Origin of the sequence: Pseudomonas phenolilytica, assembly GCF_021432765.1 — a bacterium.
Classification (GTDB): Bacteria; Pseudomonadota; Gammaproteobacteria; order Pseudomonadales; family Pseudomonadaceae; genus Stutzerimonas; species Stutzerimonas phenolilytica.
The window spans coordinates 1,802,951-1,828,137 of the sequence record NZ_CP058908.1; the positions used below are offsets into that span (position 1 = coordinate 1,802,951).

Below are 25,187 nucleotides of genomic sequence, written 5' to 3' on the forward strand. Positions count from 1 at the left end.
CTGCTCTCAATTGTTCAGGCCGAGGTATATGTTTGCGGTGGTGGACTGTACGGCCAGTTGATCCGCGGCTTGTCCGTTAACCACATAGAAGTAAGTGCCACGTCCTTCCATCGCAGCTCCATATTCTGGATTCAACGATGAGTCGTCCTCGGTCATGGCGATGAGATGGGTATTCCAGTAGGCGGCGCGATCACTGCTGGTGATGTTGCTGTCATCACTATCGTCGGCACCGGGCACGGTTCCCCGGTAAGGCATCCAGGTTACGAAAGCTGTATTGGCGGCCTTGTCGGTATCCGCTCCGGTCTTGTTATCGGCGGAGCTGGTCTTCAGGAAAGCCAGGGGATTGAGCACGAATTTTTTGCGATCATCCGTCATTATTGCCAATAGGCATGGACGGTTTGCCCCGTTGGCCTGCAGCTCATTTGTCTTGCGGCAGTTGGATTCAAGCGGTTCCAGCTTGTCGCGCAGATTCGCCGGGCCATAGAAACGAAACTCCCCCTCACGCAACGCAGCCTCGGCTGCCGTCTGAAGGCGCTGGGATTCGGCCCGGTTTCCGGTTATGCGTGATTCCAGGACGACTCCGCGCATGCTGGATACCGCCAGAACGGTCAGAATCAGTAGCATGACCAATGCAACCAGTAAGGTCGCACCGCGTTGCGCAGCGATGTTGAAACTTGTCATGGCATGAGGTTCCTGATCGTCTGAGTGCTGCTGGAAACGTGGTAGATACGATTTTTATCGTTTGCGGTCAGGCGGGATTTGGCAGCGACACTCGATTTGGCTATCCACTGGTCATATATGGGCGATGTTCCGCTGCGCTGATTTTCCTGGCTGGCCAGCAGGATCGAGTAACGAACGGCGCGAATCGGCCCGCTATTAGCAGTCCAGCTACTGGCGTCGGCAAATCGGCCGCTGCCTTCAGTCAGTTTCTTTTCATGCATATCCTTGCTACCGAAGCCGAACTGCAGGCGCATGTCAGCAACGCCGGACATGATTTCCATCGTCCCGGGGGCTGCCGCGTTGAGGTTTTTGCAAGTGATCGAGCCTTGATGAAGTTCGCCATTCGGCGCGTACTTGATGGCCAAGGTGATGAGCGCACTATCGGGGGCAGCTTTGAATGGCTTGCTGTCGTCGAAGGCCTTGCTGGCATCGCCCTGGCAGTCGGCTTCGCCGCTCACCAGCGGCTGGTAGCGCAAGCAAATGCCGAGAGCGTCTTTGGTGGGAACTATCACGGCTCCTTTGGCAAAGGCCATGCAGTCGGCGTTCTCCCCTTTTTGGGGAAATGCACTCTCTAGCGATTGGGCTGGGTCCCTGCGATATCCGGCCTTGCCCAGATACTCGTCGAGAACCAACGTGATGAATCTGCTGCCTTCCAAGTTGGTGGACTGGCTCTGCTGGAACAAATGGTTGCGCTGGTTATCGAGGTATATTTGCGAGATACCGAGTAGCAGAAAGCTGCTGATTGCCAGCGCTACCAGCAGTTCAACCATGGAAATGCCTCGTTGCGAGGCTATGTACGCGATTTTCATAGTTCCACCCGGGCTCTGTAGATGCAGGTGGTGGCGTCGGGCGCGCGGGTATCAGGGCAGGTGCCCGCCTTGACTGTCCAGGCCAACTGAATTTCAACCATCGAGCCATTGTCGTCGCAGGTTCCCGGTGACGAGCTGCGGCAGATGTAGGTCGTGGATTCGAGGAGTGTCGCGGCTCCCGGCAGAGAGGCTTCGACAGCCTGCACCCAGCAGTCGCGCATCTCGATCGCGCTGGTGGGGTTGGCGACACAATTTGTGGGTGCTGTGTCGAAGTCGCTGCCTTTGTCCTTGTAGAACAGCGAGGTGTCCTTGAAGCCGCTGTATATGGGCTCCTTGGGAGGGGTTTTTTTGAAAACTTCGTCTGGATTGGCGCGGATTATCTCGACCAGCTCATTGGCGAGCATGATCGCGGTATTTCGCTGCGCCGAATCCTGCGTGTACTGGATGCTGCGCCCCTGCATGGCCACCATGCCAAGAATGCCAATGGTGGTCAGCACCAGTGTGACCATCACTTCGATCAGGCTGAAGCCGCTGGTTCTTCTCATGTGGTTCCTCATAGCGTGCATTTGGTGAGGGCATCTCCAGCCGCGTCTTTGCCGCGCGCGTGGCGTATGGATGCGCCGCTGGCACGAACCTGCACGACGAACGCCGTTTCATGGTTGTCGTCCCGGCAGACGATGATCAGGGCAGGCGTCGCGGTACCGTTGGCGTTGTAAGTGATGGTCGCGACATCCGCGTCCAGCTTGACCGGCCCATCGTGGCTCAGTTCTCGTACGGACTGACCGCCCACCTGGACTTCCCACGGGGCAGCATCGTTGACTTCCACAATGGCGGTGGTGCGGCGCGTGACCGCTTCGCTGCGGGCGTACTGCAGAAATGTAAGGAGATCGTCGGTCTGTCCCTGCAGTTGTGTCTTCTGAATGAAGGCGGTGAAGTTGGGAACAGCGATCGCCAAGACAATTGTCAGCAGGGCGATGGTGATCATCAGCTCGATCAGGGTAAAGCCGCGCGTGAAACTTCGGCCAGACATGGGGCACTCCGTTTGATACATGGGCGGATGATGGTGCGGCCCGGACGTTTTGTCCGTTGTACCGGGATGGCCGGTGCGTTTGCCGGGATGACCGGCTGTCGGCTCGATTATCGATCCTGCGAAGCGAAGGCCGGTGTGACCGGAGCCATGCTTTGATGAGGCGGAAGCCGTTGTGCAGGCCTTTAGCTGCTGCAGCGTGCGGCCTCCTGCGCATCTTCGGCACGGGTGCTGCGCTTCAAGCGGCCCTGACGACTCAGGATCAGTTGCCAGGCGATACGCCGCTTGTAGCACTGGAAGAAGCGTCCGTTGCTGGTGGGACTGGTTCCATTTTCGAAGAAGCGTATGCGCTGGCCGCCGAAGCTGCTCCAGTGCAGTTCGTCCGCGCCCGATAGTTGAGTAACGTGTAGAACTTCTTGAGTGGTTTCCGAGCGGATCAGCCAGCCATCGCTCCAGTTGTTGCTGCAGTTGGTTGCATCCTGTGTTCCGCAGAGCACGATCGTCTGGCGGTGAAGTACCGCCTTGGCGCGGGCGTTCTGGACCGCCTCCTGCACCTGGGTGAGCAATGCCTGCTGCCGGTTGTACTCAATCATGTCGGCCAGCGCCGGCAACGCGATGGAGACGATGATCGCGAACAGCGCGAGGGTTGTGAGCAGTTCGACGAGGGTGAAGCCTTGATCCTTGTCCAGCATGGCGCATGTCCTTTGCACATATCATGTGTCGCCATCCAGGCGTACGGGGCTGAGGCATGTATCGAGCGCCTGGCAGCGGCGGAATGGTTTAGAACATGTTCCGGTAAATCAACACTGAATAGCTGGATATGTGATCCAGATAGCGGGGGGATGGTGGCGAAGGTTACGACGATCATGGTGGGTGGCGGAGTCATAGGGTTGCTTTCGACCTACCTGTTGGCTAGCGCGGGGCAGGACGTGGTGCTGCTTGAATCGGGTACAGCAGGCAGCGAAGCCTCCTGGGCCGGCGGTGGGATCGTCTCGCCGCTTTATCCGTGGCGCTACAGTCCGGCGGTCACGGCGCTGGCGCATTGGTCGCAAAGTTTCTATCCGCAGCTGGGTGAGCAGTTGCTGGAGCAGACGCAGATCGATCCCGAGGTATACGAGACCGGCCTGTACTGGCTCGATCTGCAGGATGAAGACCAGGCGCTCGGCTGGGCTCGGCAGCATGGCCGGCCGTTGCAGTCCGTGCCGATGGCACAGGTGCATGCCGCCGTGCCGGCGCTGGGCCCAGGGTTCGAGCGGGCGGTGTACATGTCCGGGGTTGCCAACGTGCGCAACCCGCGCCTGCTGCAAGCGCTGCGGGCTGCGCTGCAGCAGTTGCCGAACGTGCGGCTGATCGAGCAGTGCCCGGTGACCGGCTTCGTGCGCGAGGGCACGCGGATCGTGGGCGTCTGCACGGCGCAAGGCGAGATGCGTGCCGAGCGAGTGGTGGTCGCGGCGGGCGCCTGGAGCGGTGAGCTGCTTCGGACATTGGGACTGGATCTGCCGGTCAAGCCGATGAAGGGCCAGATGATCCTGTTCAAATGCGCCGAGGACTTCCTGCCGAGCATGGTGTTGGCCAAGCGGCGCTATGCGATTCCGCGGCGCGATGGCCATATCCTGGTTGGTAGCACGCTGGAGGATGTCGGTTTCGACAAGGTGCCGACCGAAGATGCGCTGCAGAGCCTGCGCAAGACCGCGGCCGAGTTGCTGCCTGCGCTCGCCGATGCGCCGGTGGTGAAGCATTGGGCCGGCTTGCGGCCTGGCTCGCCGGATGGTGTGCCATATATAGGCGCGGTGGACGGCTTCGACGGGTTGTGGCTGAACTGCGGGCACTTCCGCAACGGCCTGGTGCTGGCGCCGGCGTCCTGCCAGCTGCTGGCCGATCTGATGCTGGATCGTGAGCCGATCATCGATCCGCAACCCTACGCACCGGGTACGCGTCTCCAGGTCGCAACCTCGTAGGCTTGGCGTTGCGGGAGCTGCGGGCCGGCGTGCTTTGCTGCTAGATTCTGCGCATCGCAGCCCCGGCATGCCGGGGCTGTTTCTTTTGCGACGAGGTATGCGTGGCCAAGAAAACCACATCACTGGCCGGTCTGGGCGGGCTGGTCTATTCCACCGATGCCGGCCGGCACTGTCCTGACTGTGCACAACCGCTGGATGCCTGCATCTGCAAGCAGAACGCTATCCCCGAGGGCGACGGCATCGCCCGGGTGCGACGCGAGAGCAAGGGGCGTGGCGGCAAGACGGTCACCACCATCACCGGTGTACCGCTCGCCGAGGCCGAACTCAAGGAGCTGGCCAGCGCGCTGAAGCGCCGCTGCGGCACCGGCGGGGCGCTGAAGGACGGCGTCATCGAAATCCAGGGCGACCACGTCCAACTGCTGCTCGACGAACTGATCAAGCGTGGCTTCCAGGCCAAGAAATCCGGCGGCTGAGCACCGGCGCCCCGCCGAACTTTTGCGCGATTTTCCGTATCAGGCTGTCCAAGCCGATTAGCCCTTGCGCCGGCCAGTACGAGCCGCGCGGCATGCAACCATTTCAGGGAGACTCCGATGCCCGTACGACGCACACGTAAAGATGACGGCAGCCAGTGGACCGCCGCGGACAGCCGCAGCATCTATGGGATTCGCCATTGGGGCGCCGGCTATTTCGCGATCAACGACGAAGGCGGCGTCGAAGTACGGCCGCAGCGCGACGGCGCGCCGATCGAGTTCAACCGGCTGATCCACCAGCTGCGCGAGGCGGGGCTTTCGCTACCGCTGCTGGTGCGCTTTCCGGACATCCTGCAGGACCGCGTGCGGCGTCTAACCGGCGCCTTCGACGCCAACATCGAGCGGATGGAGTACGCCGGCAGATACACCGCGCTGTACCCGATCAAGGTCAATCAGCAGGAAGCGGTGGTGGAAAATATCATCGCCACGCAGAACGTCTCCATCGGGCTGGAAGCCGGCTCGAAGCCGGAGCTGATGGCCGTGCTGGCACTGGCGCCGAAGGGCGGCACCATCGTCTGCAACGGCTACAAGGACCGTGAGTTCATCCGCCTGGCGCTCATGGGGCAGAAGCTCGGCCACAACGTGTTCATCGTCATCGAGAAGGAATCCGAGGTCGGCCTGGTGATCGATGAGGCCAACGAGCTCAAGCTGATGCCGCAGATCGGGCTGCGCGTGCGGCTCTCCTCGCTGGCCTCGTCCAAGTGGGCCGATACCGGCGGCGAGCGCTCCAAGTTCGGTCTCTCGGCGGCGCAGCTACTCTCGGTGATCGAGCGCTTCCGCGTCGCGGGCATGGATCAGGGCATCCGTCTGCTGCACTTTCACATGGGTTCGCAGATCGCCAACCTAGCCGACTACCGCCAGGGCTTTCGCGAGGCCATCCGCTATTACGCCGAGCTGCGCGCGCTGGGCCTGCCGGTGGATTACATCGATGTCGGCGGCGGGCTGGGCGTCGATTACGACGGCACCCATTCGCGCAACGCCAGCTCGATCAATTACGACATGGACGAGTACGCCGGCACCGTGGTCGGCATGCTCAAGGAGTTCTGCGACCGCCAGGAACTGCCGCACCCGCACATCTTCTCCGAGAGCGGCCGCGCGATGACCGCGCACCACGCGGTGCTGGTGATGCAGGTCACCGATATCGAGCGGCACAACGACGAGGTACCGCAGATCGACAACTACGACGAGCTGCCGGACATCGTCCAGTCGCTGGTCGATCTGCTCGGTCCGACCGATCCGGAAATGGTCACCGAAACCTACTGGCGCGCCACCCACTACATGAGCGAGTCCGGCGCGCAGTACGCCTCCGGCAAGCTGACCCTGGCGCAGAAGGCATTGGCCGAGCAGAGCTACTTCGCCATCTGCCGCCGTCTGTACAACCAGCTCAAGGCACGCCAGCGTTCGCATCGCGCGGTGCTCGACGAACTCAACGACAAGCTCGCCGACAAGTACATCTGCAACTTTTCAGTGTTCCAGAGCCTGCCGGATACCTGGGCCATCGACCAGATTCTGCCGATCGTGCCGCTGCAGCGGCTGACCGAGGAGCCGGTTCGCCGTGCCGTGCTACAGGACCTGACCTGCGACTCGGACGGCAAGATCAAGCACTACGTCGACGAGCAGAGCATCGAAAGCAGCATGCCGGTGCACGAGGTCGCGCCGGGGGAGGAGTATTTCCTCGGGGTGTTTCTGGTCGGCGCCTATCAGGAGATCCTCGGCGACATGCACAACCTGTTCGGCGACACCGACTCGGTGAACGTCTATCAGCGTGAGGACGGCAGCTACTACCACGCGGGCATCGAGACCCACGACACCATCGAGGACATGCTGCGCTACGTGCATCTGTCGCCCGAGGAGCTGATGACCTACTACCGCGACAAGGTCGCCAGCGCCAAGCTCAGCGCCAAGGAACGCACCCAGTTCATCGATGCGCTGCGCCTGGGGCTGACCCGCTCGTCCTACCTCACGCCTTGAGCCGGCTCAGCCGGTCAGCACGCCGAAGCCGCGCGCCATCAGCGCGGCCAGCAGCGGGATGACCAGCAACAGCAGCAGCTCCAGACGAATCACCCAGGTCAGCCAGCGTGCCGTGGGGGCGCTGAGTACCGGCACTTGGCGGTTACGCAGCGCGCTGCGCCAGCCGAGGAAAGTTACGGTCGGATAGATCGACAGCACGGCAACGATGACGAACAGGCCGACCTTGGCGTGGAACAGGCTGTTCTGCAGGTAATAGTCGGCGCCTTTGCCATACCAGCCGGCGCGTGCGACTCCGCTGACCAGCGCTGCCCCGGCGACGATGCCGAACAGCAGGTCGGTGCGAAACAGGCTGCGGGCGCGGGCGAAGCTCAACGGCCGCCGCAGCAGCTGGTGTTCCAGCAGCAGCAGTGCAAACAGCAGGAAGACCGCCAGAAAGTGCAGGTAGGCGGCGATGGCGTAGGCCATGTCAGTGTCCTTTGGCTGGATGTCCCGAAGGTGTGCCGTGGGTCGGTGCGAGCCACGCCTGGCGAACCTGCAGGCGCCACGCCAGCCCGCCGAGGCAGACTCCTCGCAGCAGCATGAAGCAGAGGAACGCCAGCCACAATCCGTGATTGCCCATGTCCTGCAACAGCCAGCCCAGCGGCAGGCTGAGCGCGACGGCGAGCAGCATGCTGTCGCGCATCTCGCGGGCGCGGGTGGCGCCGATGAACAGGCCGTCGAGCAGGTAACTCCAGACGGCGATCAGCGGCAGCGCGGCGAGATAGGGCAGATAAGTCCAGGCCAGTTGGCGCACCTCGGGCATATCGGTCTGCAGACGAATGAACAACTCACCGCCGAGCAGGAAGAACAGCGCGAAGGCGAGGCTGGCCAGCAGCGACCAGCCGCCGGCGACCACCAGCACCCGGCGCAGTGCCAGGCGGTCGCGCGCGCCGATGGCGTGGCCGCAGAGCGCCTCCACCGCATGGGCCAGGCCATCCAGCGCATGGGCGGTGAGCAGCATACCGTTGAGCAGCAGCGCATTGGCCGCGACGGTGGCGTCGCCCAGGCGAGTGCCCTGCACCGTCACCATGAAGAACACCAGCTGCAGCGCCAGCGAGCGCAGGAAGATGTCGCGGTTGACCGCCATCAGCGGTCGCCAGCTGGCCCAGCGGCGCAGTTGCGCGTAATCGACCTGGCCCGGATGGCGGCGGAGGGCGCGTGCCGCCAGCGTCAGGCCGAGCAGCGCGCCGCTCCATTCGGCGATCACCGAGGCGCGTGCTGCGCCGAGCACACCCCATTCCAGACCGAGCACGAACCACAGATCCAGCACGACGTTGAGCAGGTTAGTGGTGAGCAGGATCGCCAGCGGTCCTCGCGCATTCTGCGCGCCGAGCAGCCAGCCGATCAGGGCATAGCTGGCCAGCGCGGCCGGCAAGCCGAACAGGCGGGTATGGAAATAATCGCGGGTCAATGCGTCGAGTGCCGCCGAAGGCTGCATCAACTGCAACGCCAGGCCTTTGAGCGGCACCGCCAGCGACCCGAGCAGCAGCCCGAAGCCCAGCGCCAGCAATAGCCCCTGCAGCAGGACCTGGCGCAGCGTGCCGCCGTCGCGGCGGCCGCTGGCCTGAGCGGCGAACCCGGTGGTGCCCATGCGCAGAAAGCCCATCAGCCAGACCAGCAGGGTGTACAGGCTGCCGCCAACCGCGACCGCGGCCAGTTGATGTGGGTGCGGCAGATGGCCGACCACCGCACTGTCCACCAGCGTGACCAGGGGCACGGAGAGGTTGGACAGGATCATCGGCGCGGACAGGCTCCAGACTCGGCGATGAGTCGGAGCATGGCGCCAGGCAGCGAACAGCCGGGACATCACGAGAGCACTCCAGAACGGCCCGAAACTATACGTGTCCCCGACGTCGAACGCAGCTGCGGCGGGCGGCGCCGGTCACCGCCGGCGACTCAGCGGATCAACCAGCTCAACAGCCACAGGCCGAGGAACAGCCAGACCAGACCGCTGATGAATGCTCGCCGGAGGAACGCCCGTACCGCCGCCACCAGCAACAGCAGCCCGATCACCAGCGCCGCCAGACTGAGCAGCGAGCGGTCCATGCCCAGCGTGCGCGACAGTCCCTCGAGGAAATCGTGTCCCGCAGTCACGAAGAATCCGAAGAAGCCGCTGAGTGCTTCGACGATGTAGCGAATCACCGTTCCGAGAACCTGGCCCAGCCATTCGAAAACGCCTTCCACCCGCATGCTGTTCTCCCACTCCGCTGAAATGGCGGCGTGCCATACCCGCCGCCGACCTCGCTTTGTCCGTCGAGACGGCCGGCGAGTTCCGTCAGCTTGAACGGTGCGCCACGGAACCTCGAGCGGCGAGGGCAGTCGGACTCTGGCTTGGCTATTCGTGTCGGTGATCGGGGCGTGTTGTCAGCGTCATCCAATTGCAACGGCTTTGCCGCAAGGTGCGGGCAGGCCAGAACGAACGAGAGCCAGCCAATGCCTGCAAGTTCCAGACGCCTGCGCCTGATCGGCGGCGTGCGCCCGCAAATGTGGATCGCCGGGCTGCTTCTGCTCTGCGGTTATGTGAGCACCACCTTTCACCTCGACGAGCGTCTGTTCTTTTCCCTGAGTACCGCCTGGCACGAAAGTCGGTTGAGCGAACGCAGCCTCTGGCTGCCGGAATACCGCGTGCGCACCGAGGCGGCGCCGGTAACCGGCGTGGCGAACAATCTGTCCGGTCTCACCTACGATGAGCAGCGCGACCAGCTCTGGGCGGTCGTCAACAATCCGGAGGAACTGCTCGCCCTGGATACCGACGGTCGCCTGCTAGCGCGCTACCGACTCGAGGGGTTCAGCGATGTCGAAGGTGTGACCTACCTCGGTGACGACCTGCTGGTGATGGCCGAGGAACGCAACCAGACGCTGGTCGTCGTGCCGCTGCCGACCGCGGCCGGGCCGTTGCAGCGCGCGGACTACCAGGCGATCAGCCTCTCTCTGCACGCACCGGGCAACAGCGGCTTCGAAGGCGTCGGTTACGATCGCGCCGGCGATCGGCTATTCGTGGTCAAGGAGCACTCGCCGCGCAAGCTCTACGAGATCCACGGCCTCAAGCGCAGCCTGGGCGGCACGATGGAGCTGAAGATCATCGACCGCGAGGCGTGGATCGAGGACAAGGACATGGCCAGCGACCTGGCTTCGGTGCATTTCGACGAGCGCACCGGGAACCTGGTGCTGCTCAGCGACGAAGCGAGGATGATGCTCGAGCTGGATGGCCAGGGACGGATGGTCAGCTTCCGCTCGCTGTGGAGCGGTTTTGCCGGACTGGAGCGCAGCGTGCCGCAGGCGGAGGGCATGACCTTCGACGCGCGCGGCAATCTCTATCTGGTCAGCGAGCCGAACCTGTTCTACGCCTTCGACCGCGACTGATTGGCGTCAGCTGCGGCGGATCAGCCAGACGCCGACGACGATCAGCAGCAGGCCGGCGACTTTGCCAGGGCTGAGCGGCGCCGGGCGAAAGCCCGCCCAGCCGAAGTGATCCAGCAGCAGCGCCATGCACAGCTGCCCGGCCAGCACCAGCGCCATGAACAGCAACGCGCCGGTACGCGGCGCGGCAAACGCGGCGGTGGCGATGAAGAACGCGCCTAGCAGGCCGCCGCTCCAGTGCCACCAGTTCAGGCTTTTCAGCGTCTGCAGCGCCGGCAGGTCGCGCTGCGCCGCGACCACGCAAAGCAACGCCAGCGTACCCACGGCGAACGACAGCAGGGCGGCGCCCATCACGCTGGCCAACTGGCGCGCCAGCTGTCCGTTGATCCCTGCCTGCAACGGCATGAAGGCTCCGGCAACGAAAGGCAGGGCGAGCAACCACCAGGCTACAGCAGGCATGCAGCGTATCTCCGCGGATAAAAAGGGGCGGCAGTATGGGCAGTCCGACGCGGGCTGGCCAGGGGGACGCTATCGGCGATGCGCCGCTCAGCGCGGCGGATAGTGCGCCAGCAGCTGGGCCACGGTTTCGCGCAGCATGCGTTCGCGCTCGGCAGGCGTTCCGGCGCTCCTCGGCAGGATTCGCTCGGTACTGCCGCGCCAGACCAGCTTGCCGTCGGCGGCGTCGTAGAAGTCGATCTGCAGCGTGCCGACCTGATAGTCCACGGTGCGCGTATCGGCATAGATCGGGGCGCCCCAGAAACCGGGCCAGGCCCCGCCCCAGGCGCCGCCGGACATGCTGGTGTAAGTCTGCGTGCGTTGTTCGACGATCAACCAGGCCTGCACCAGCACCTGCGCCGGCGCGCTGGCGGTCGCCGGACGCAGCCCGCGCTGCTCGAGCTGCTCGGCAAGGGCATTGCGCACGCGCTGTTCGGTGAGATCGCTGCGAATGCGCGGGTCATCCGGACGGTACTGAAGCGCCGGTTCCTTCCAGCCCCAGTTGCGATAGCGGCTGAAGTCGCGGTCGGGATCGAAGTCGCGCTGCAACGGCGCGCTCTGGCAGGCGACAAGCAGGACCAGCAGTGGAATCAGCAGCAGATGGCGGTACATGAGCGGTCTCCGATGCGGCATATGTTTGAGTGTATGCCCGCGCGCGCTGGTTGGTGTGCGAGCGCGTGCCGCGCTGCCGGCCAATGGCTCAGCGCGGCGGATAGTCCGCCAGTGCGCGGTCTACAGCCTCGCGCAGGGCGTCACGCAGCTGGCTGCGGTCGCCACCCTGGCGTGCCTGCGCCTGGTTGCTCCAGACCACGGCGGCGCGGCGCGGATCGAACAGTTCGAGGTGTACCACCAGTACGGTTTCCTCGTAGGTCCGCACCAGCGGCGCATGCCCCCACATGCCGTAGTCGCTGCCGTAACGGCCGCGGCCGTAGTAGCTGCCGTAGTCGTCGTAGACCTGCCGCAGGCGGGTCTCGCTGCGCACCTGGGCGGCGATCTGCAGGTCGGCCGCACCGCCTGGCGCGGCCGGGCGCAGGCCGTGCTGATCGAGCGCGCTGGCGACGATCTCCTGCAGTTCTTCGGGCGTCAACGAGCCGGTGCCGGCCGGCGGGTTGCGCCAGCTCCAGGTGCGATAGCTGGAGAACTCCACAGGTGCTGCCGGATAGGCGCTGCGGTCGGGTGTGGCGGCGCCGGCCGGCGGCGCCGCCGGGACGGGTGCGGCCGTGCTGGTGTAGGGGTTGTCGTGCTGGCAGGCGCTCAGGCCCAGCGTCAGCAGACAGAGCGTGAGGCGTGCGAACGAGCGTGCCATGAATACCTCCTCGCCGTCAGCGCGGTCGGCACAGCCAGTGCAGGTAGCGCCCGAGACCGGCGAAGGTCGGGTGACGCCGGTAGGCCAGCTCCATCTCCAGCAGCTCGGCCGGCTCGGTGCGCGCCTGGAATTCGGGCGGCATGTAGTCGTGGAACACGCGCACGCCGCTCCTGTGTTCGACCTGCCATAACGGGGCGAGTTGCGTCGCCAGCTCGCGCGGATCGAGCGGCTGCTGCGGGGTCAGGCTCTGCCGTTCGCCGGCGAACGATTGCGCGCGCAGCTTCTTGAAATGTCCCTTGAGCAGGTTGCGGTAGATCAGTGCGTCGCGGTTGTAGAACGCCAGTGACAGCCAGCCATCGCTGGCGGTCAGGCGATGCAGCAGCGGCAGGATCGCCTGCGGCTCTGCGAGCCACTCCAATACCGCGTGGCAGATCACCAGATCGAAGCGGCCGTCGACGAGTGTCTCGACTTCCTGCCAGGGCGCCTGAATGAACAAGGCGTGCTGGCCGGCTTCGGCGAAGCGCGCCCGCGCGCCCTCGAGCATCGGCGCCGCGGGCTCGGCGAGCGAAACGTCATGCCCCTGCTGCGCCAGCCAGAGGCTCATGTGGCCGAGTCCGGCGCCGATGTCAAGCACGCGCAGCGGGCGCGGCGCCAGCACCTCGGCCAGATCGGCCTGCAGCACGGCGAGGCGGATCGCCCCCTTGGCGCCGCCGTAGATCTTCTCGGCGAAGCGCGCGGCGAGCTCGTCGAAGTGGCGATCGCTCATCGGGCAAAGCGCCTCTCGTTGTCGGCCAGCTTGCTCAGCAGTGCCTGCTCCATGTCGATGCCCAGCTCGCTGCACATCAACAGCAGGTACATGAGGATGTCGCCGACTTCCTGGCCGGCGTGTTCGAGCCGCTCGGCGGGTAGTTGGCGCGATTCGTCCTCGCTGAGCCACTGGAAGATTTCCACCAGTTCGGCCATTTCCACGCTAGCTGCCATGGCCAGGTTCTTCGGACTGTGAAAACGCTGCCAGTCATTGCTGTCGCGGATCGCGTGCAGGCGCTGGGTGATGGCTTGGATATTCATGAAGACCACGAGTTACGGGAAGGCGGCTAGCTTCCGCCACTCGTCGCCGGCTCGCAAGGGGCTGGCGGTGCAGCGGGATTGACGGCTATCAGTGCGCGATTCCTGGAAGCGGCCACACTCAAATCATTACTCAGGAGGCGAACCATGTCCCGATTCGAACCGCGTGAAGAGCTCGAGCGCCTGTCCAGCGAATACCTGCAGCGTGCCGCCGCGCTGCGTCGTGATCTGGCGAAGGCTCACGACCCGGATTTCGCCGAGCAGGCACAGGAGCGGCAAAACGATGATGTTCTGCGCAGTCTGCTGATCGAGGCCGAAGAGGAGTTGCGTCTGGTCGGTCTGGCGCGCCAGCGGCTGGCGCAGGGCCGCTATGGCGTATGCCAGCGCTGTGGCGAGCCGATCGACGAGGCGCGTCTGCGGGCGAAGCCGGCGGCGGAGTTCTGCCGGCAGTGCGCGGCTGGCTGAACCCCGCTGCGTGGAGTCCGGTCAGCAGCGCCTTCCGTGGAGTGGGCGGTCACCCTTGGGTTCGACGCACTGCTGCTCGCCGTGCTGTTCGATGCGTGGAGACTTGCCGCGCAGGCTTGAGGTCAGGCTGTTCATGAACTTCCCCGCCTGCGTTGGATCGTCGAAGCGCCGGGCACCGTTCAGCGAGCCCGTATAGCCAGCATTGCTGGAGGCATAGCAACGCGGGTTGTTCGGGCAGTCCAGGGCGATCACCCAATAAGGACTGTTGATCAGCACCCCCGCCTGAGTGGCAGGGGCGAGCAGGGCGAGAAGAATCAGCAGGCGTTGCACGAGGGTTGCTCCGGAAGTCGAGCGCCGGAGCATAGTCTATCGTTCACGCGCCGCCTGCGCGGCGGGTCTCAGTGATGCTCGCGGGTGGCGCGGAATTTCACATCCGGCCAGCGCTCTTCCATCAGGCTGAGATTGACGCGGGTCGGTGCCAGGTAGGTGAGGTGGCCTCCGCCGTCGATGGCGAGGTTCTCGTAAGCCTTGTCCTGGAATTCCTTGAGCTTCTTCTCGTCGCTGCACTCGATCCAGCGGGCTGACCAGACGTTGATCGCTTCATACGCGCACTCGACCTTGTATTCCTCCTTCAGGCGGCTGGCGACCACGTCGAACTGCAACACGCCGACCGCGCCGAGGATGATGTCGTTGTTGCGCTCGGGGAAGAACACCTGGGTGGCGCCTTCTTCGGCCAGCTCCTGCAGGCCCTGGCGTAGCTGCTTGGACTTCAGCGGGTCCTTCAGGCGCACGCGGCGGAACAGCTCCGGGGCGAAGTGCGGGATGCCGGTGAAGCCCAGCACCTCGCCTTCGCTGAAGGTGTCGCCGATCTGGATGGTGCCGTGGTTGTGCAGGCCGATGATGTCGCCGGCATAGGCTTCTTCCAGCATTTCACGCTCGCTGGAGAAGAAGGTCAGCGCGTCGGCGATCTTCAGATCCTTCTTGATCCGCACGTGGCGCATCTTCATACCCTTCTCGTACTTGCCGGAGCAGATGCGCATGAAGGCGATGCGGTCGCGGTGCTTGGGGTCCATGTTCGCCTGGATCTTGAACACGAAGCCGGAGAACTTCTCCTCGACCGGCTCGACCACCCGCTCGTGGGCGGCGCGCGACAGCGGCATCGGCGCCCAGTCGACGATGGCGTCGAGCACTTGGTCAACGCCGAAGTTGCCGAGCGCGGTGCCGAAGAATACCGGGGTCATCTCGCCCTTGAGGAAGGCCTGCTGGTCGAACTCGTGGCAGGCACCCTGGACCAGTTCCAGCTCCTCGATGAAGCGCTCGTACATATCGCCCAGGTGGGCACGCGCTTCGTCGGAGTCCAGTTTGTTGATCACCCGCTGCTCGGTGCGCTCATGGCCGTGGCCCGGCACGTAGACGATGATCTTGTCCTCGTGCAGGTGGTACACGCCCTTGAAGTCGCGGTAGCAGCCGATCGGCCAGGTGATCGGCGCGGCCTTGATCTTCAGCACCGCCTCGATCTCGTCGAGCAGTTCGATCGGATCGCGAATGTCGCGGTCGAGCTTGTTGATGAAGCTGACGATGGGCGTGTCGCGCAGGCGGCAGACTTCCATCAGGGCGATGGTGCGTGGCTCCACGCCCTTGCCGCCGTCGAGCACCATCAGCGCGCTGTCCACCGCGGTCAGGGTGCGGTAGGTGTCTTCGGAGAAGTCTTCGTGGCCGGGGGTGTCGAGCAGGTTGATCATGTGCTCGCGGTAGGGGAACTGCATCACCGAGGTGGTGATGGAGATGCCGCGCTGCTTCTCCATCTCCATCCAGTCGGAGGTGGCGTGGCGGTCGGATTTGCGCGACTTCACCGTGCCGGCGACCTCGATGGCCTTGCCCATCAGCAATAGCTTCTCGGTGATGGTGGTCTTGCCCGCATCGGGGTGGGAAATGATGGCGAAGGTACGGCGCTTCGCGACTTCGGCGGCCTGAGTGGTCATCGGAATAAAGGAACCCGTCGACGAGTAGTCGGTCTGTCAGAAAAGGCGGCGATTATAGCGGCAAATGCCTCGGACTGCGGTTCGCCGGACGCCGGAAAATCGCTGTTTGTGCAGTTTCTGGGACGCTTTGTTTTGAATCGAGAACAAGCCGGAAACGGATGCGTGGCGAGGGTGTTTTTTTGATTGATCTATGTCCCCCTTGGTCCTAAAGTTCGCGCCCGAACGTCCATGCTGGCAACGATCCATCCGGCTCAAGTACTGACGACGAGAGATCGCGCCCGCGATACTCGGCGACATGCCTTGGGAAGTAGGCGAACCAAAGTGGGGAAACTGATCAGGCGTTCTGTTTTTCATCCCTAATCCGACTTTCGTTTCCCGTTTTGGAGTTCAGGCATGACCGTCAAGATCGAAGACTATTTCCCCCGCGCGACCTTCCAGAAAATGAAGGCCTTCGCCGACCAGCAGGAAACCCCCTTCGTCGTCATCGACACCGACACTATCAGCAAGGCCTATGACGATCTGCGCGCCGGGTTCGAGTTCGCCAAGGTCTACTACGCGGTCAAGGCCAATCCGGCCGTGGAAATCATCGATCTGCTGCGTGACAAGGGCTCGAGCTTCGACATCGCCTCGATCTACGAGCTGGACAAGGTCATGTCGCGCGGCGTTGGCCCGGAGCGCATCAGCTACGGCAACACCATCAAGAAAGCCAAGGACATCCGCTACTTCTTCGAGAAGGGCGTGCGCATGTTCGCTACCGATTCCGAGGCCGACCTGCGCAACATCGCCAAGGCCGCGCCGGGCTCCAAGGTTTACGTACGCATCCTCACCGAGGGCTCGACCACTGCCGACTGGCCGCTGTCGCGCAAGTTCGGCTGCCAGACCGACATGGCGATGGACCTCTTGATCCTCGCCCGCCAGCTGGGTCTGGTGCCGTACGGTTTGTCGTTCCATGTCGGCTCGCAGCAGCGCGACATCTCCGTGTGGGACGCCGCCATCGCCAAGGTCAAGGTGATCTTCGAGCGCCTGAAGGAAGAAGACGGCATCGAGCTGAAGATGATCAACATGGGGGGGGGCTTCCCGGCCAACTACATCACCCGCACCAACAGCCTGGAAACCTATGCCGAGGAAATCATCCGCTTCCTCAAGGAAGACTTCGGCGATGATCTGCCGGAAATCATCCTTGAGCCGGGCCGTTCGCTGATCGCCAACGCCGGCATTCTGGTCAGCGAAGTGGTGCTGGTGGCGCGCAAGTCGCGTACCGCCGTCGAGCGCTGGGTGTACGTCGATGTGGGCAAGTTCAGCGGTCTGATCGAGACGATGGACGAGTCCATCAAGTTCCCGATCTACACCGAGAAGAAGGGCGAGGTGGAGGAAGTGGTGATCGCTGGCCCGACCTGCGACAGCGCCGACATCATGTACGAGAACTACAAGTACGGCCTGCCGCTGAACCTGGCCATCGGTGATCGCCTGTACTGGCTGTCCACCGGTGCCTACACCACCAGCTACAGCGCCGTCGAATTCAACGGCTTCCCGCCGCTGAAGGCCTTCTACATCTAATAAGCCGGATGCCGCGAAGCAACGCCCCGCTCAGTCGGGGCGTTTTCGTTTGTGCTGCGGAAAGCGGCGTGCGAGCCGGGCGGCTTCAGCCGAAGATGCTGCCGCGCGGCAGCCAGACGATCATCACCGCGCAGAAGATGGTCAGCGCGATGCAGAACCACAGAAAACGCCGCTGGCGTCGCTCGCCGGCACCGTCGGCGCGTGCCGGCAGCGGCATGCCGCAGTTCAGGCAGTCGGCCTGGTACGGTGGGTTTTCCTCCTGGCAGTAGAGGCATTTGGGCATGTCGATGCTCCTGTGACTACGGATGCAGCAGGGCGAGGGGCCCGCGTCGGCTCATTCGAACTGCTCCAGCCGCTGGCGGTCGAGGATGCTGATCTGCCGGCCTTCCTGGGCGATGATTTCCTCGTCGATCAGGCGGCGGATGATCCGCGAGAAGGTTTCCGGTTGGATCGACAGGTGCCCGGCCACCAGCTGCTTGGCCATCGGCAGCTCGAAGCTGGTGCCGCCGTCCTTGACCCGCGCCAGCTGGGTCAGCAGATAGCGCACCACGCGGTGGGTGGCGTTCTTCAGCGACAACGTTTCGATCTCGTTGATTCGCTGGTGCAGGCGCACGCTGAGTTTGCCGAGCAGGGCGAAGGCCAGGCGCTGGTTGGCTTCCAGCAGGCGCATGTAGGCCGTGTTGGAGAAGCGGTAGACCTGCGACGGGCACACCGCCTGCGCCGAGGCGACATAGTTGGGTGTGTCCATCAGCATCATGGCTTCGGCGAAGGTCTGCCGGTTGCCGATGACCTCGAAGACCTTCTCCTGACCATCAGGCGTCAGGCGGTAGATCTTGATGGCGCCGGAAATCACGAAGTAGAACGAATGCGCCGGCTCGCCCTGCAGGAACAGGTTGTCGCCCTTGTCGAGATTGAGCAGCTGGCTGGCATTCATCAGCTCGTCCATCTGCTCGTCGTTCAACGGCTCGAACAGGTGGTGGCTGCGAAGGATCTGGTGATGTACGCGATGAAGCACCATGCAAGGCATTCCTGAGTTCTTGATGTGAGGAGCGCGAGCTCGACCGCTCAGCGGCTCGGCCTGGACCGGAGGCGCACGGCGGTGATGCGACGATAGCATTGACCGGCGCGTCGGTTCGAGCGCTCTCCGGGGTACGCGGCGATGTCTATTCGGCGCGTAGCGGCTGCAATTCGGCAACCGCCTGCGGGTTCGGGGCGACGGGCTGGGCGGTGCTGGCGACCAGATCCAGCGCCAGGCTGCTCGCGGTTGCCAGGATCGAGGCTAGGACAAGGCCCCAGGCAAGGGGTTGAATGACTGTGTTCATGCGGGCCTCCGTTACTGCAGGAGTGGCGGACACGCCGTCCGCCACGGCATGCCTCTTTCTTCAGCGGGCTTCGGCACCACGAAAGAGGATGTTGTTTTCCAGGTGAATGTGCTGCATCAGATCGCCGTGCAGCTCTTCCAGCCCGCGGTACAGCGCACGCCAGGTGTTGCAGGCGTTGGCCGGCGGGGTGATGTCATTGGTCAACGCGGACAGGCGCGCCAGCGCGTCGCCGTGCTGGTCGTGCTCGTAGCGCATCACCGAGATCGGGCCGTCGGTCTGCGGGGTCTTGATGCCGCGCTGCAGCATCGGGAAGAGGATCTGTTCCTCCTTGAGCATGTGGCTTTCCAGCTCCTGCTGCAGCGTCCACAGCATCTCGGCCAGCCCGTTCGGGCAGTCCGGCTTGGCACCGTGAACGTGTTCGACGCGGCTGGCCAGGCGGATCAGCTCGGGCAGCTGTTCGCGATGGCGTTCGTGGAAGCGCTCGAGGATGTGTTCGATCAGCTCGTTGGTCGGTGCGCTGCGCCAGTCCGGCTCGCCATCGGCCGAGGCGCCGAGCGCTGTCAGTTCGGCTGCGATCTGCGCAGCGTCGAGGCCGCGGCTGGCGGCGGCTTCATGCAGCGGGACGTTGCCGCCACAGCAGAAATCCAGGCGGTACTGGTGGAACACACGGGTGGCGCCGGGGATGGAGCAGGCCAGATTGCCAAGGGTTTGGTCGGTCAACGCAACGGTCATGATCGAATATCCGGTTGGTGGGAAGTTGTCTGCACGGTCGCAAGCGCTGTGCCAGGTCGGAACCGGCGAATTGTCGGGGGTTGGCGAATCTTGCTGGTTAAATCGACCATTCGCGGTTAGGGTTATAAAAACCTTGAGGGTCCGAAAAACCATGATGGAAGAAGCGCTTCTCGCCGATCTGGTCACCGAACTGCCCAATGCAGTGCGTCTGCAACGTCTGGTGCACACCCTGCATCAGCGGTTTCGCTGCGGCGCCGTGGTGCTGCTGCGCCTGGACGATGACAGTCTGCGACCGATGGCAGCGGTCGGGCTGGTGCAGGAGGCGCTCGGCCGGCGCTTCATCGTCGCCCAGCATCCGCGGCTGGCGGCCATCCTCTCGCAGCGTGAGCCGACCTGGTTCGAGCCGGATAGCCGGCTGCCCGATCCCTACGACGGCCTGCTCGACGAGCGCGTCGGCGAACCGCTGCCGGTGCACGATTGCATGGGCGTCAGCCTCTACGTCGAGGGCAAGCTGTGGGGCGCGCTGACGCTCGATGCACTGCATGCCGGCACCTTCGACGATGACGCGCGCCGCGACCTGCAGCGCTATGCGCTGGTGATCGAGGCGGCGGTGCGCATCACCCGTCTGGAGCACGAGAATCGCGGCCTGCGCCTGGCGCGTACGGATACGCTGGAGGCGCGCCTGATTCAGGATGACGGTGAAATCCTCGGCCACAGCGCGGTGATCCGCGATCTGCTGCGCGAGCTGCAGGTGGTCGCCGATTCCGAGCTGCCGGTGCTGCTGCTCGGCGAAACCGGTGTCGGCAAGGAGCTGTTCGCCCGCTGGTTGCACCGTCACTCGCGGCGGCGCAACAAGCCGCTGGTGCACGTCAACTGCGCGGCGCTGCCCGAGTCGCTGGCCGAGAGCGAGCTGTTCGGCCACGTGAAGGGCGCGTTCTCCGGCGCCACCACCGACCGCCCGGGGCGGTTCGACGCAGCCAATGGCGGCACGCTGCTGCTCGACGAGGTCGGCGAGCTGCCGCTGACGGTACAGGCCAAGCTGCTGCGTGCGCTGCAGAATGGCGAGATCCAGCGTCTGGGGGCCGATCAGCCGCGGCGGGTGGACGTGCGCATCATCGCCGCGACCAACCGCAACCTGCGCGACAGCGTACGCGACGGGCATTTCCGCGCCGATCTCTACCATCGCCTGTCAGTCTACCCGGCGCCGATCCCGCCGCTGCGCGAGCGTGGCAACGATGTGCTGATCCTCGCCGGGCACTTCCTCGAGCTCAATCGCGCACGCCTGGGGTTGCGCAGTGTGCGCCTGTCGCCGGCCGCCGAGCGCGCGCTGCTCGGTTACGACTGGCCAGGCAATGTGCGCGAACTGGAGCACGTAATCAGCCGCGCCGCGCTGCGTCTGCTCAGCCGCGGCGGCTCGCGCAGTGAGATTCTCACCCTGGAGGCCGACATGCTGGCGCTGGACAGTCGTCCCGAAGGCCCCGCCGCGGTGGTGGTCGAGCCGCTACAGGTGGGCGAGCGAATCCTGCCGCTGCGCGAGGCGGTGGATGCCAGCCAGCGCCTGGCAATCGTCCGGGCGCTCGAGGCCAGCGGCGAGAACTGGGCGCAGGCCGCGCGACTACTGGATGTCGATCCGAGCAATCTGCACAAGCTCGCGCGCCGGCTCAAGCTCAAGTAGCACGACGGTCGTCGGCCGGCTGGAGACGCTGGCGCGACGGCATGGTCTACCCTCATTGCGCACCCGCTGAGGAGACCCGTCATGGCGCTGAACCAGGAAGAATTCGACGGCTTGCTGAGCCAGGCGCTGGCTCATGCCGAGCTGGCCGCCCGCGAAAACGAACCGCTGCACTATCGCGAAGCCTTTGTCGCCACGCTCAAGGCCATGCGCCTGCTCGGCGAAGAGTCCGGCGCCTGGCGGCAGATGGTCGCCCGCGCCACCGAGGAGTTCGAGGGCGACGAGGGCGTTTGAGCCATTGCCCGCCGGGCTTTCGCCATGCCGGACGCGCCGTTCGTGGCGCCGGCAGCCCCCGGGTCGATCTTGACGCCCATCAATGCTGGCCCCCTGTCAGCTGCCTAGACTGCCGGCTGTTTTTTGCTCCGTTCAGCCCGAACGATCGCTGTGCCTCGGGGTGCAGCGTGCATTATCCGAACGTCTAGGAGTTGCCATGCACCTGGTCTGCCCGGCAGGAAGCCTGCCCGCGCTCAAGGCCGCCGTCCAGCAGGGCGCCGATGCCATCTATGTCGGTTTTCGCGACGACACCAACGCCCGTCATTTCGCCGGACTCAACCTCGACGAGAAGCAGCTCGACAAGGGGCTGCAGCTGATCCGCGAGAAGGGTCGTCAGCTGTACGTAGCCGTCAACACCTACGCACAGCCCGAGGGCTGGGAGCGCTGGCAGCGTTCGGTGGACCAGGCGGCGGACATGGGCGTCGATGCGCTGATCGCCGCCGACCCCGGTGTGCTCGGCTACGCCAGCAAGCGTCATCCGAAGCTCAAGCTGCACCTCTCGGTACAGGGCTCGGCGACCAACGCCGCGGCGCTGGGGTTCTACCAGGAACGCTACGGCATCAGCCGTGCGGTGCTGCCGCGCGTGCTTTCGCTCAAGCAGGTCAAGCAGGTCGCCGCCAGCAGTCCGGTGCCGATCGAGGTGTTCGCCTTCGGCAGCCTGTGCATCATGGCCGAGGGCCGCTGCCACCTGTCGTCCTATCTCACCGGCGAGTCGCCGAACCTTTGCGGCGTCTGCTCGCCGGCCAAGGCAGTGCGCTGGAGCGAGGAGCCCGAAGGGCTGACCTCGCGCCTGAATAACGTGCTCATCGATCGTTACGCCGAGGGCGAATCGGCCGGCTATCCGACGCTGTGCAAGGGCCGCTTCATGGTCAACGGCCAGCGTTTCCATGCGCTCGAAGAGCCGACCAGTCTGAACACCCTCGACCTGATTCCCGAGCTGGCCGCCATCGGTGTCACCGCGATGAAAATCGAAGGCCGCCAGCGCAGCCCGGCCTACGTCGAGCAGGTCACCCGCGTCTGGCGCGCCGCGCTGGACAGCTACCTCAAGGCGCCGCAGCGCTACAGCGTGCAGCCGGCGTGGCGCGAGGCGCTCGACGGGCTGTCCGAAGGCTCGCAAACCACCCTGGGTGCCTACCACCGGGCCTGGCAATGAACGAGGAAGCCACCATGAAACTTTCCCTGGGCCCCATCCTGTTCTACTGGGACCGTCAGCAAACCCTGGACTTCTACGCCAACATGGCCAGCCAGCCGCTGGACGTGATCTACATGGGCGAGACGGTCTGCTCCAAGCGCCGCGCGATGATGCTCGACGACTGGATGGGGCTGGCGCGCGATCTGGCCGAAGTCACCTCGGCACAATTGGTGCTGTCGGGCCTGACGCTGGTCGAGGCGGCCTCCGAGCTTTCCAGCCTGCGCCGCCTATGCGAGAACGGCCAGCTGCTGGTCGAAGCCAACGACATGGGCGCGGTGCAACTGCTGGCCGAACGCAAGCTGCCGTTCGTCGGCGGTCCGGCGCTGAACCTGTACAACGGCCATGCATTGGCCGAACTGGTCAACAGTGGCATGCAGCGCTGGGTGCCGCCGGTGGAGGCCTCCGGCGCGCTGATCAAGAGCGCCCGCGCGCAGCTGCAGCGGCTGGGCGTCACGCTGCCGGAGATCGAGATCTTCGCCTACGGCCACCTGCCGCTGGCCTATTCGGCGCGCTGCTTCACCGCCCGCGCCGAGAATCGGCCGAAGGACGATTGCCAGTTCTGTTGCCAGAACTACCCCGAGGGCATTCCGCTGCTCAGCCAGGAGGGCGAGGCGCTGTTCACCATCAACGGCATCCAGACTATGTCTGCCTCGGTCAGCAACCTGCTGGCCGACTACGAAGGGCTGGTCGACAGTGGTGCCGACCTGCTGCGTCTGAGCCCGCGTGCCGCCGGCATGGAAGAGGTGATCGCCGCGTTCGACGCCGTGCGCAAGGGCGCACTGCCGCCGCTGGCGGTGGACGGTTGCAATGGTTATTGGCATGGCCAGCCGGGCATGCTGCGTGCCGAGGAGGCCGGTCTATGCTGAACCCGCGTGCCCATCTGGTGAACCTCGGCGGGCGCCTGCTGCCGCTGGCGGCCAAGACGCCATTCCTGCTGCAGCGCCTGGCGCTGGAGCGCAGTCTCAATCAGATCTTCGCCGAGGCGCTGGCCGATGGCGCCTTCGACGTGCTGGAAGGCCACTGGATGAAGCTCGAGGTCATCGACCTCGGACTGGCCTGGTGTCTGACCTGCGACCGGGAAAAGCTGCGCATCGCCGCGCAGGCGCCGGTGGAAGTGAGCATCCGCGGCAACTGGCGCGAATTCCTCCTGCTGGCCAGCCGTCAGGAAGACCCGGACACGCTGTTCTTCCGTCGTCGGCTGATCATCGAAGGCGATACCGAGCTGGGCCTGGCGATCAAGAACCTGATCGACAGCCTCGATCCCGATACGCTGCCGTCCTGGTTGTGGAAGATGCTGCAAGGCGCCGGTGAGGAAGTGGCGCGCGCAGGCAAGGCACAGCCGGCGTAACGAGATAGTTGCTCTGAGGGGGGCGACAAGGCGGGGCATGCCCCGCCTTTTTTATTCGTACTTCGAAGCGCCGCTAAGCGCGCGCAGGTGGATCGTGTGGTTCAGCAGACCCGCAGGCGGCGCGGCTGCATGCGGTCGCTGGCGATGATGTCCTTCATGTCCTCGAACAACGCGTTGGCTTCTTCCTCGCTGCAGTCCTCGCGATAGCGCTTGCGCAGACCGTAGCTGCTGAGGGTGATGTGCACGTCGGGCGTGACGCCATGCTGTGCCAGGCATGCGCGGGCGCAATGCAGCGGGCAGCCGTCGATGGCCAGGATCGGCCGGCCGGAATGCGCCTTGCGCACCAGCGCCTCGACGCGACCGCCGACGCCGGCGATGCAGGACATTTCCGCCAGCCCGGCGCGGTCGAGGCGTACGGCGAGGGTATTGGCCATCTGCGCCACGTTGGAGCAGCCCGAGCAGGAATACACCAAAGGTTGAATGCTGGACTTGGTCATGAGCTCCTCCCGCTGCGTGAAACCGAAAGGCAGTATCGCGCCCGACCCCGGGCGCGGCCTTGATGATGATCAAGATGCCTGAGGCGATCTGCCGCAGGTCTATTCGTCGTAGGCGGTCAGCGCGCGGCTGTCGAGAATCTCGATGCGGCGGCGTTGCACGGCAATGGTTCCGGACTCCACCAGCCGATGCAGGATGCGCGAAAAGGTTTCCGGCTGGATACCCAGCTTGGAGGCGATCAGCCGCTTGGGCACGTCGAGTGTGATTACGCCGCTGTCGTCGCTCTGCGCCTGGGCGAGAAAGCGCGCCACGCGGCGGCTGGCGTTGGCCAGCGTGAGGGTGTCGATCTCACCCATGCGTTGGTGCAGGCGCACGCTGAGCGTGGCGAGGATTTCCAGGCAGATCGCCGGGTGCTCCTCGAGCATGCGGCGGTACTGGGGGCCGTTCAGGCTGGCGACCAGGCTGGTCTTGAGCGCTGTGGCGCTGACCGGATACAGCGGGGTGCCGCGAAACAGCAGCGCCTCGGCAAACGACTCGCCCGGACGCATCACCTCGACCAGTTTCTCCTGGCCGTCGCAGATGACCCGGTGCAGCTTGATCTGCCCGCTGAACAGGAAATAGAAACGGTCGGCCCTGTCGCCCTGATGAAATAGCGAGGCACCTGCGGGCAGGCGCTTGAGATTGGCCGTGGCGCAGATTTCCTGCATGGCGGCTTCCGGCAGGCGGCTGAACAGGTGATGACGGCGCAGCCCGGCGATGAGCGACGGTTCTGTAAGCATGGCTCCTCCCCCGGCACCGGGCCGGGATGG

General features: G+C 64.6%; 32 protein-coding genes. 11 read left to right on the forward strand and 21 right to left on the reverse strand.

Translation table 11 applies throughout. The features are described 5' to 3' along the window. Positions 1 to 6 precede the first annotated feature (6 nt). The 5 genes from HU825_RS08610 to HU825_RS08630 all read right to left on the reverse strand — a co-directional run bounded on the left by HU825_RS08610 (position 7) and on the right by HU825_RS08630 (position 3,248). A complete protein-coding gene (locus HU825_RS08610) occupies positions 7 to 681 on the reverse strand; it encodes a pilus assembly PilX family protein (protein WP_234303310.1) in 675 nt (224 codons plus the stop codon). Then, the gene (locus tag HU825_RS08615; RefSeq protein WP_284692206.1) at positions 678 to 1,529 is read right to left on the reverse strand and encodes a PilW family protein; all 852 of its coding nucleotides are present in this window, start codon (positions 1,527 to 1,529) and stop codon (positions 678 to 680) included. Before HU825_RS08615 ends, HU825_RS08610 begins: the two co-directional genes overlap by 4 nt. Beyond that, positions 1,526 to 2,074, reverse strand: a complete 549-nt coding sequence (gene pilV, locus HU825_RS08620; RefSeq protein ID WP_054093662.1) for a type IV pilus modification protein PilV — start codon at positions 2,072 to 2,074, stop codon at positions 1,526 to 1,528. The genes HU825_RS08615 and pilV overlap by 4 nt, the downstream gene beginning before the upstream one ends. Before the next feature lie 8 nt (positions 2,075 to 2,082). Next, complete coding sequence (locus HU825_RS08625; RefSeq protein WP_043297984.1) at positions 2,083 to 2,559, reverse strand: GspH/FimT family pseudopilin; 477 nt, start codon at positions 2,557 to 2,559, stop codon at positions 2,083 to 2,085. Between the two features lie 182 nt (positions 2,560 to 2,741). Then, positions 2,742 to 3,248 (reverse strand): GspH/FimT family pseudopilin, encoded by a 507-nt coding sequence (locus HU825_RS08630; RefSeq protein WP_043297983.1) that lies wholly within the window; start codon positions 3,246 to 3,248, stop codon positions 2,742 to 2,744. A gap of 150 nt (positions 3,249 to 3,398) precedes the next feature. On the opposite strand from HU825_RS08630, the gene thiO reads away from it, so the two are divergent. From thiO to speA, 3 genes are all read left to right on the forward strand, one after another. After that, on the forward strand, positions 3,399 to 4,514 hold the full coding sequence (thiO, locus tag HU825_RS08635) for a glycine oxidase ThiO (protein ID WP_234303312.1): 1,116 nt from the start codon (positions 3,399 to 3,401) through the stop codon (positions 4,512 to 4,514). A 101-nt stretch (positions 4,515 to 4,615) separates the two neighbouring features. Then, complete coding sequence (locus tag HU825_RS08640; protein WP_043297981.1) at positions 4,616 to 4,987, forward strand: translation initiation factor Sui1; 372 nt, start codon at positions 4,616 to 4,618, stop codon at positions 4,985 to 4,987. Between the two features lie 117 nt (positions 4,988 to 5,104). Continuing rightward, positions 5,105 to 7,015, forward strand: coding sequence for an arginine decarboxylase (speA, locus tag HU825_RS08645; RefSeq protein ID WP_234303313.1), 1,911 nt, complete (start codon positions 5,105 to 5,107; stop codon positions 7,013 to 7,015). 6 nt (positions 7,016 to 7,021) lie between these two features. Here speA and HU825_RS08650 read toward each other — a convergent pair whose 3' ends face one another. The 3 genes from HU825_RS08650 to HU825_RS08660 form a co-directional block, all read right to left on the reverse strand. Further along, complete coding sequence (locus tag HU825_RS08650) at positions 7,022 to 7,480, reverse strand: DUF2214 family protein (protein WP_043297979.1); 459 nt, start codon at positions 7,478 to 7,480, stop codon at positions 7,022 to 7,024. Position 7,481: 1 nt separating this feature from the next. Next, positions 7,482 to 8,861 carry an MATE family efflux transporter gene (locus tag HU825_RS08655; protein ID WP_234303314.1) on the reverse strand — a complete coding sequence of 460 codons (1,380 nt, stop codon included), beginning with the start codon at positions 8,859 to 8,861 and terminating at the stop codon, positions 7,482 to 7,484. A gap of 89 nt (positions 8,862 to 8,950) precedes the next feature. Further along, entirely contained in the window at positions 8,951 to 9,244 is a 294-nt protein-coding gene (locus HU825_RS08660; RefSeq protein ID WP_043297977.1) for a hypothetical protein, read from the reverse strand. A 243-nt stretch (positions 9,245 to 9,487) separates the two neighbouring features. Between HU825_RS08660 and HU825_RS08665 the strand changes: the two genes are divergently transcribed. Continuing rightward, positions 9,488 to 10,417 (forward strand): SdiA-regulated domain-containing protein, encoded by a 930-nt coding sequence (locus HU825_RS08665; RefSeq protein WP_234303315.1) that lies wholly within the window; start codon positions 9,488 to 9,490, stop codon positions 10,415 to 10,417. 6 nt (positions 10,418 to 10,423) lie between these two features. Here HU825_RS08665 and HU825_RS08670 read toward each other — a convergent pair whose 3' ends face one another. The 5 genes from HU825_RS08670 to HU825_RS08690 all read right to left on the reverse strand — a co-directional run bounded on the left by HU825_RS08670 (position 10,424) and on the right by HU825_RS08690 (position 13,283). Beyond that, a complete protein-coding gene (locus HU825_RS08670) occupies positions 10,424 to 10,873 on the reverse strand; it encodes a DMT family transporter (protein ID WP_234303316.1) in 450 nt (149 codons plus the stop codon). 87 nt (positions 10,874 to 10,960) lie between these two features. Continuing rightward, positions 10,961 to 11,521 (reverse strand): DUF4136 domain-containing protein, encoded by a 561-nt coding sequence (locus tag HU825_RS08675; protein ID WP_043297974.1) that lies wholly within the window; start codon positions 11,519 to 11,521, stop codon positions 10,961 to 10,963. An 88-nt stretch (positions 11,522 to 11,609) separates the two neighbouring features. Next, the gene (locus HU825_RS08680; RefSeq protein ID WP_077682620.1) at positions 11,610 to 12,215 is read right to left on the reverse strand and encodes a DUF4136 domain-containing protein; all 606 of its coding nucleotides are present in this window, start codon (positions 12,213 to 12,215) and stop codon (positions 11,610 to 11,612) included. Positions 12,216 to 12,231: 16 nt separating this feature from the next. Further along, entirely contained in the window at positions 12,232 to 12,981 is a 750-nt protein-coding gene (locus tag HU825_RS08685) for a methyltransferase domain-containing protein (protein ID WP_234303317.1), read from the reverse strand. After that, positions 12,978 to 13,283 carry a nucleotide pyrophosphohydrolase gene (locus tag HU825_RS08690; protein WP_043297971.1) on the reverse strand — a complete coding sequence of 102 codons (306 nt, stop codon included), beginning with the start codon at positions 13,281 to 13,283 and terminating at the stop codon, positions 12,978 to 12,980. Before HU825_RS08690 ends, HU825_RS08685 begins: the two co-directional genes overlap by 4 nt. Before the next feature lie 144 nt (positions 13,284 to 13,427). Here HU825_RS08690 and HU825_RS08695 point away from each other — a divergent pair, with 144 nt between their 5' ends. Beyond that, complete coding sequence (locus HU825_RS08695; protein WP_043297970.1) at positions 13,428 to 13,745, forward strand: TraR/DksA family transcriptional regulator; 318 nt, start codon at positions 13,428 to 13,430, stop codon at positions 13,743 to 13,745. 21 nt (positions 13,746 to 13,766) lie between these two features. Here the strand turns inward: HU825_RS08695 and HU825_RS08700 are convergent, their stop codons facing one another. Further along, positions 13,767 to 14,075 carry a hypothetical protein gene (locus HU825_RS08700; protein ID WP_043297969.1) on the reverse strand — a complete coding sequence of 103 codons (309 nt, stop codon included), beginning with the start codon at positions 14,073 to 14,075 and terminating at the stop codon, positions 13,767 to 13,769. Positions 14,076 to 14,143: 68 nt separating this feature from the next. Beyond that, the gene (locus tag HU825_RS08705; RefSeq protein WP_043297968.1) at positions 14,144 to 15,727 is read right to left on the reverse strand and encodes a peptide chain release factor 3; all 1,584 of its coding nucleotides are present in this window, start codon (positions 15,725 to 15,727) and stop codon (positions 14,144 to 14,146) included. A gap of 393 nt (positions 15,728 to 16,120) precedes the next feature. Between HU825_RS08705 and HU825_RS08710 the strand changes: the two genes are divergently transcribed. Beyond that, the gene (locus tag HU825_RS08710) at positions 16,121 to 17,284 is read left to right on the forward strand and encodes a type III PLP-dependent enzyme (RefSeq protein WP_043297967.1); all 1,164 of its coding nucleotides are present in this window, start codon (positions 16,121 to 16,123) and stop codon (positions 17,282 to 17,284) included. Positions 17,285 to 17,369: 85 nt separating this feature from the next. On the opposite strand, the gene HU825_RS08715 is transcribed toward HU825_RS08710, so the two are convergent. The 4 genes from HU825_RS08715 to ytfE all read right to left on the reverse strand — a co-directional run bounded on the left by HU825_RS08715 (position 17,370) and on the right by ytfE (position 19,338). Next, the gene (locus HU825_RS08715; RefSeq protein WP_008567390.1) at positions 17,370 to 17,567 is read right to left on the reverse strand and encodes a hypothetical protein; all 198 of its coding nucleotides are present in this window, start codon (positions 17,565 to 17,567) and stop codon (positions 17,370 to 17,372) included. A gap of 51 nt (positions 17,568 to 17,618) precedes the next feature. After that, positions 17,619 to 18,302: a Crp/Fnr family transcriptional regulator gene (locus HU825_RS08720; RefSeq protein WP_054093519.1), complete on the reverse strand. Its 684-nt coding sequence runs from the start codon at positions 18,300 to 18,302 to the stop codon at positions 17,619 to 17,621. 145 nt (positions 18,303 to 18,447) lie between these two features. Further along, a complete protein-coding gene (locus HU825_RS08725; RefSeq protein WP_156716262.1) occupies positions 18,448 to 18,606 on the reverse strand; it encodes a hypothetical protein in 159 nt (52 codons plus the stop codon). A 60-nt stretch (positions 18,607 to 18,666) separates the two neighbouring features. Next, on the reverse strand, positions 18,667 to 19,338 hold the full coding sequence (gene ytfE, locus HU825_RS08730; protein WP_043297966.1) for an iron-sulfur cluster repair protein YtfE: 672 nt from the start codon (positions 19,336 to 19,338) through the stop codon (positions 18,667 to 18,669). Positions 19,339 to 19,489: 151 nt separating this feature from the next. Here ytfE and norR point away from each other — a divergent pair, with 151 nt between their 5' ends. The 5 genes from norR (at position 19,490) to ubiT (ending at position 23,883) form a co-directional block, all read left to right on the forward strand. Next, positions 19,490 to 21,013, forward strand: coding sequence for a nitric oxide reductase transcriptional regulator NorR (norR, locus tag HU825_RS08735; protein WP_043297965.1), 1,524 nt, complete (start codon positions 19,490 to 19,492; stop codon positions 21,011 to 21,013). An 81-nt stretch (positions 21,014 to 21,094) separates the two neighbouring features. Further along, the gene (locus HU825_RS08740) at positions 21,095 to 21,304 is read left to right on the forward strand and encodes a hypothetical protein (protein ID WP_003287976.1); all 210 of its coding nucleotides are present in this window, start codon (positions 21,095 to 21,097) and stop codon (positions 21,302 to 21,304) included. A 196-nt stretch (positions 21,305 to 21,500) separates the two neighbouring features. Next, the gene (ubiU, locus tag HU825_RS08745; RefSeq protein WP_043297964.1) at positions 21,501 to 22,496 is read left to right on the forward strand and encodes a ubiquinone anaerobic biosynthesis protein UbiU; all 996 of its coding nucleotides are present in this window, start codon (positions 21,501 to 21,503) and stop codon (positions 22,494 to 22,496) included. Positions 22,497 to 22,510: 14 nt separating this feature from the next. Beyond that, positions 22,511 to 23,401, forward strand: a complete 891-nt coding sequence (locus tag HU825_RS08750; RefSeq protein ID WP_234303318.1) for a U32 family peptidase — start codon at positions 22,511 to 22,513, stop codon at positions 23,399 to 23,401. Continuing rightward, positions 23,395 to 23,883: a ubiquinone anaerobic biosynthesis accessory factor UbiT gene (gene ubiT / locus HU825_RS08755; protein ID WP_043297962.1), complete on the forward strand. Its 489-nt coding sequence runs from the start codon at positions 23,395 to 23,397 to the stop codon at positions 23,881 to 23,883. The genes HU825_RS08750 and ubiT overlap by 7 nt, the downstream gene beginning before the upstream one ends. Positions 23,884 to 23,984: 101 nt before the next feature. On the opposite strand, the gene HU825_RS08760 is transcribed toward ubiT, so the two are convergent. Next, complete coding sequence (locus HU825_RS08760; RefSeq protein ID WP_043297961.1) at positions 23,985 to 24,380, reverse strand: putative zinc-binding protein; 396 nt, start codon at positions 24,378 to 24,380, stop codon at positions 23,985 to 23,987. Between the two features lie 99 nt (positions 24,381 to 24,479). Then, positions 24,480 to 25,157, reverse strand: a complete 678-nt coding sequence (locus HU825_RS08765; RefSeq protein ID WP_054093522.1) for a Crp/Fnr family transcriptional regulator — start codon at positions 25,155 to 25,157, stop codon at positions 24,480 to 24,482. Positions 25,158 to 25,187 lie beyond the last annotated feature (30 nt).

Bases quoted from the DNA above. Each gene is read 5' to 3' on its own strand.
- HU825_RS08610 (WP_234303310.1), bottom strand. From the start codon at position 681: ATGACAAGTTTCAACATCGCTGCGCAACGCGGTGCGACCTTACTGGTT.
- HU825_RS08615 (WP_284692206.1), bottom strand. From the start codon at position 1,529: ATGAAAATCGCGTACATAGCCTCGCAACGAGGCATTTCCATGGTTGAA.
- pilV (WP_054093662.1), bottom strand. From the start codon at position 2,074: ATGAGAAGAACCAGCGGCTTCAGCCTGATCGAAGTGATGGTCACACTG.
- HU825_RS08625 (WP_043297984.1), bottom strand. From the start codon at position 2,559: ATGTCTGGCCGAAGTTTCACGCGCGGCTTTACCCTGATCGAGCTGATG.
- HU825_RS08630 (WP_043297983.1), bottom strand. From the start codon at position 3,248: ATGCTGGACAAGGATCAAGGCTTCACCCTCGTCGAACTGCTCACAACC.
- thiO (WP_234303312.1), top strand. From the start codon at position 3,399: ATGGTGGCGAAGGTTACGACGATCATGGTGGGTGGCGGAGTCATAGGG.
- speA (WP_234303313.1), top strand. From the start codon at position 5,105: ATGCCCGTACGACGCACACGTAAAGATGACGGCAGCCAGTGGACCGCC.
- HU825_RS08650 (WP_043297979.1), bottom strand. From the start codon at position 7,480: ATGGCCTACGCCATCGCCGCCTACCTGCACTTTCTGGCGGTCTTCCTG.
- HU825_RS08655 (WP_234303314.1), bottom strand. From the start codon at position 8,861: ATGTCCCGGCTGTTCGCTGCCTGGCGCCATGCTCCGACTCATCGCCGA.
- HU825_RS08660 (WP_043297977.1), bottom strand. From the start codon at position 9,244: ATGCGGGTGGAAGGCGTTTTCGAATGGCTGGGCCAGGTTCTCGGAACG.
- HU825_RS08665 (WP_234303315.1), top strand. From the start codon at position 9,488: ATGCCTGCAAGTTCCAGACGCCTGCGCCTGATCGGCGGCGTGCGCCCG.
- HU825_RS08670 (WP_234303316.1), bottom strand. From the start codon at position 10,873: ATGCCTGCTGTAGCCTGGTGGTTGCTCGCCCTGCCTTTCGTTGCCGGA.
- HU825_RS08675 (WP_043297974.1), bottom strand. From the start codon at position 11,521: ATGTACCGCCATCTGCTGCTGATTCCACTGCTGGTCCTGCTTGTCGCC.
- HU825_RS08680 (WP_077682620.1), bottom strand. From the start codon at position 12,215: ATGGCACGCTCGTTCGCACGCCTCACGCTCTGTCTGCTGACGCTGGGC.
- HU825_RS08685 (WP_234303317.1), bottom strand. From the start codon at position 12,981: ATGAGCGATCGCCACTTCGACGAGCTCGCCGCGCGCTTCGCCGAGAAG.
- HU825_RS08690 (WP_043297971.1), bottom strand. From the start codon at position 13,283: ATGAATATCCAAGCCATCACCCAGCGCCTGCACGCGATCCGCGACAGC.
- HU825_RS08695 (WP_043297970.1), top strand. From the start codon at position 13,428: ATGTCCCGATTCGAACCGCGTGAAGAGCTCGAGCGCCTGTCCAGCGAA.
- HU825_RS08705 (WP_043297968.1), bottom strand. From the start codon at position 15,727: ATGACCACTCAGGCCGCCGAAGTCGCGAAGCGCCGTACCTTCGCCATC.
- HU825_RS08710 (WP_043297967.1), top strand. From the start codon at position 16,121: ATGACCGTCAAGATCGAAGACTATTTCCCCCGCGCGACCTTCCAGAAA.
- HU825_RS08715 (WP_008567390.1), bottom strand. From the start codon at position 17,567: ATGCCCAAATGCCTCTACTGCCAGGAGGAAAACCCACCGTACCAGGCC.
- HU825_RS08720 (WP_054093519.1), bottom strand. From the start codon at position 18,302: ATGGTGCTTCATCGCGTACATCACCAGATCCTTCGCAGCCACCACCTG.
- HU825_RS08725 (WP_156716262.1), bottom strand. From the start codon at position 18,606: ATGAACACAGTCATTCAACCCCTTGCCTGGGGCCTTGTCCTAGCCTCG.
- ytfE (WP_043297966.1), bottom strand. From the start codon at position 19,338: ATGACCGTTGCGTTGACCGACCAAACCCTTGGCAATCTGGCCTGCTCC.
- norR (WP_043297965.1), top strand. From the start codon at position 19,490: ATGATGGAAGAAGCGCTTCTCGCCGATCTGGTCACCGAACTGCCCAAT.
- HU825_RS08740 (WP_003287976.1), top strand. From the start codon at position 21,095: ATGGCGCTGAACCAGGAAGAATTCGACGGCTTGCTGAGCCAGGCGCTG.
- ubiU (WP_043297964.1), top strand. From the start codon at position 21,501: ATGCACCTGGTCTGCCCGGCAGGAAGCCTGCCCGCGCTCAAGGCCGCC.
- HU825_RS08750 (WP_234303318.1), top strand. From the start codon at position 22,511: ATGAAACTTTCCCTGGGCCCCATCCTGTTCTACTGGGACCGTCAGCAA.
- ubiT (WP_043297962.1), top strand. From the start codon at position 23,395: ATGCTGAACCCGCGTGCCCATCTGGTGAACCTCGGCGGGCGCCTGCTG.
- HU825_RS08760 (WP_043297961.1), bottom strand. From the start codon at position 24,380: ATGACCAAGTCCAGCATTCAACCTTTGGTGTATTCCTGCTCGGGCTGC.
- HU825_RS08765 (WP_054093522.1), bottom strand. From the start codon at position 25,157: ATGCTTACAGAACCGTCGCTCATCGCCGGGCTGCGCCGTCATCACCTG.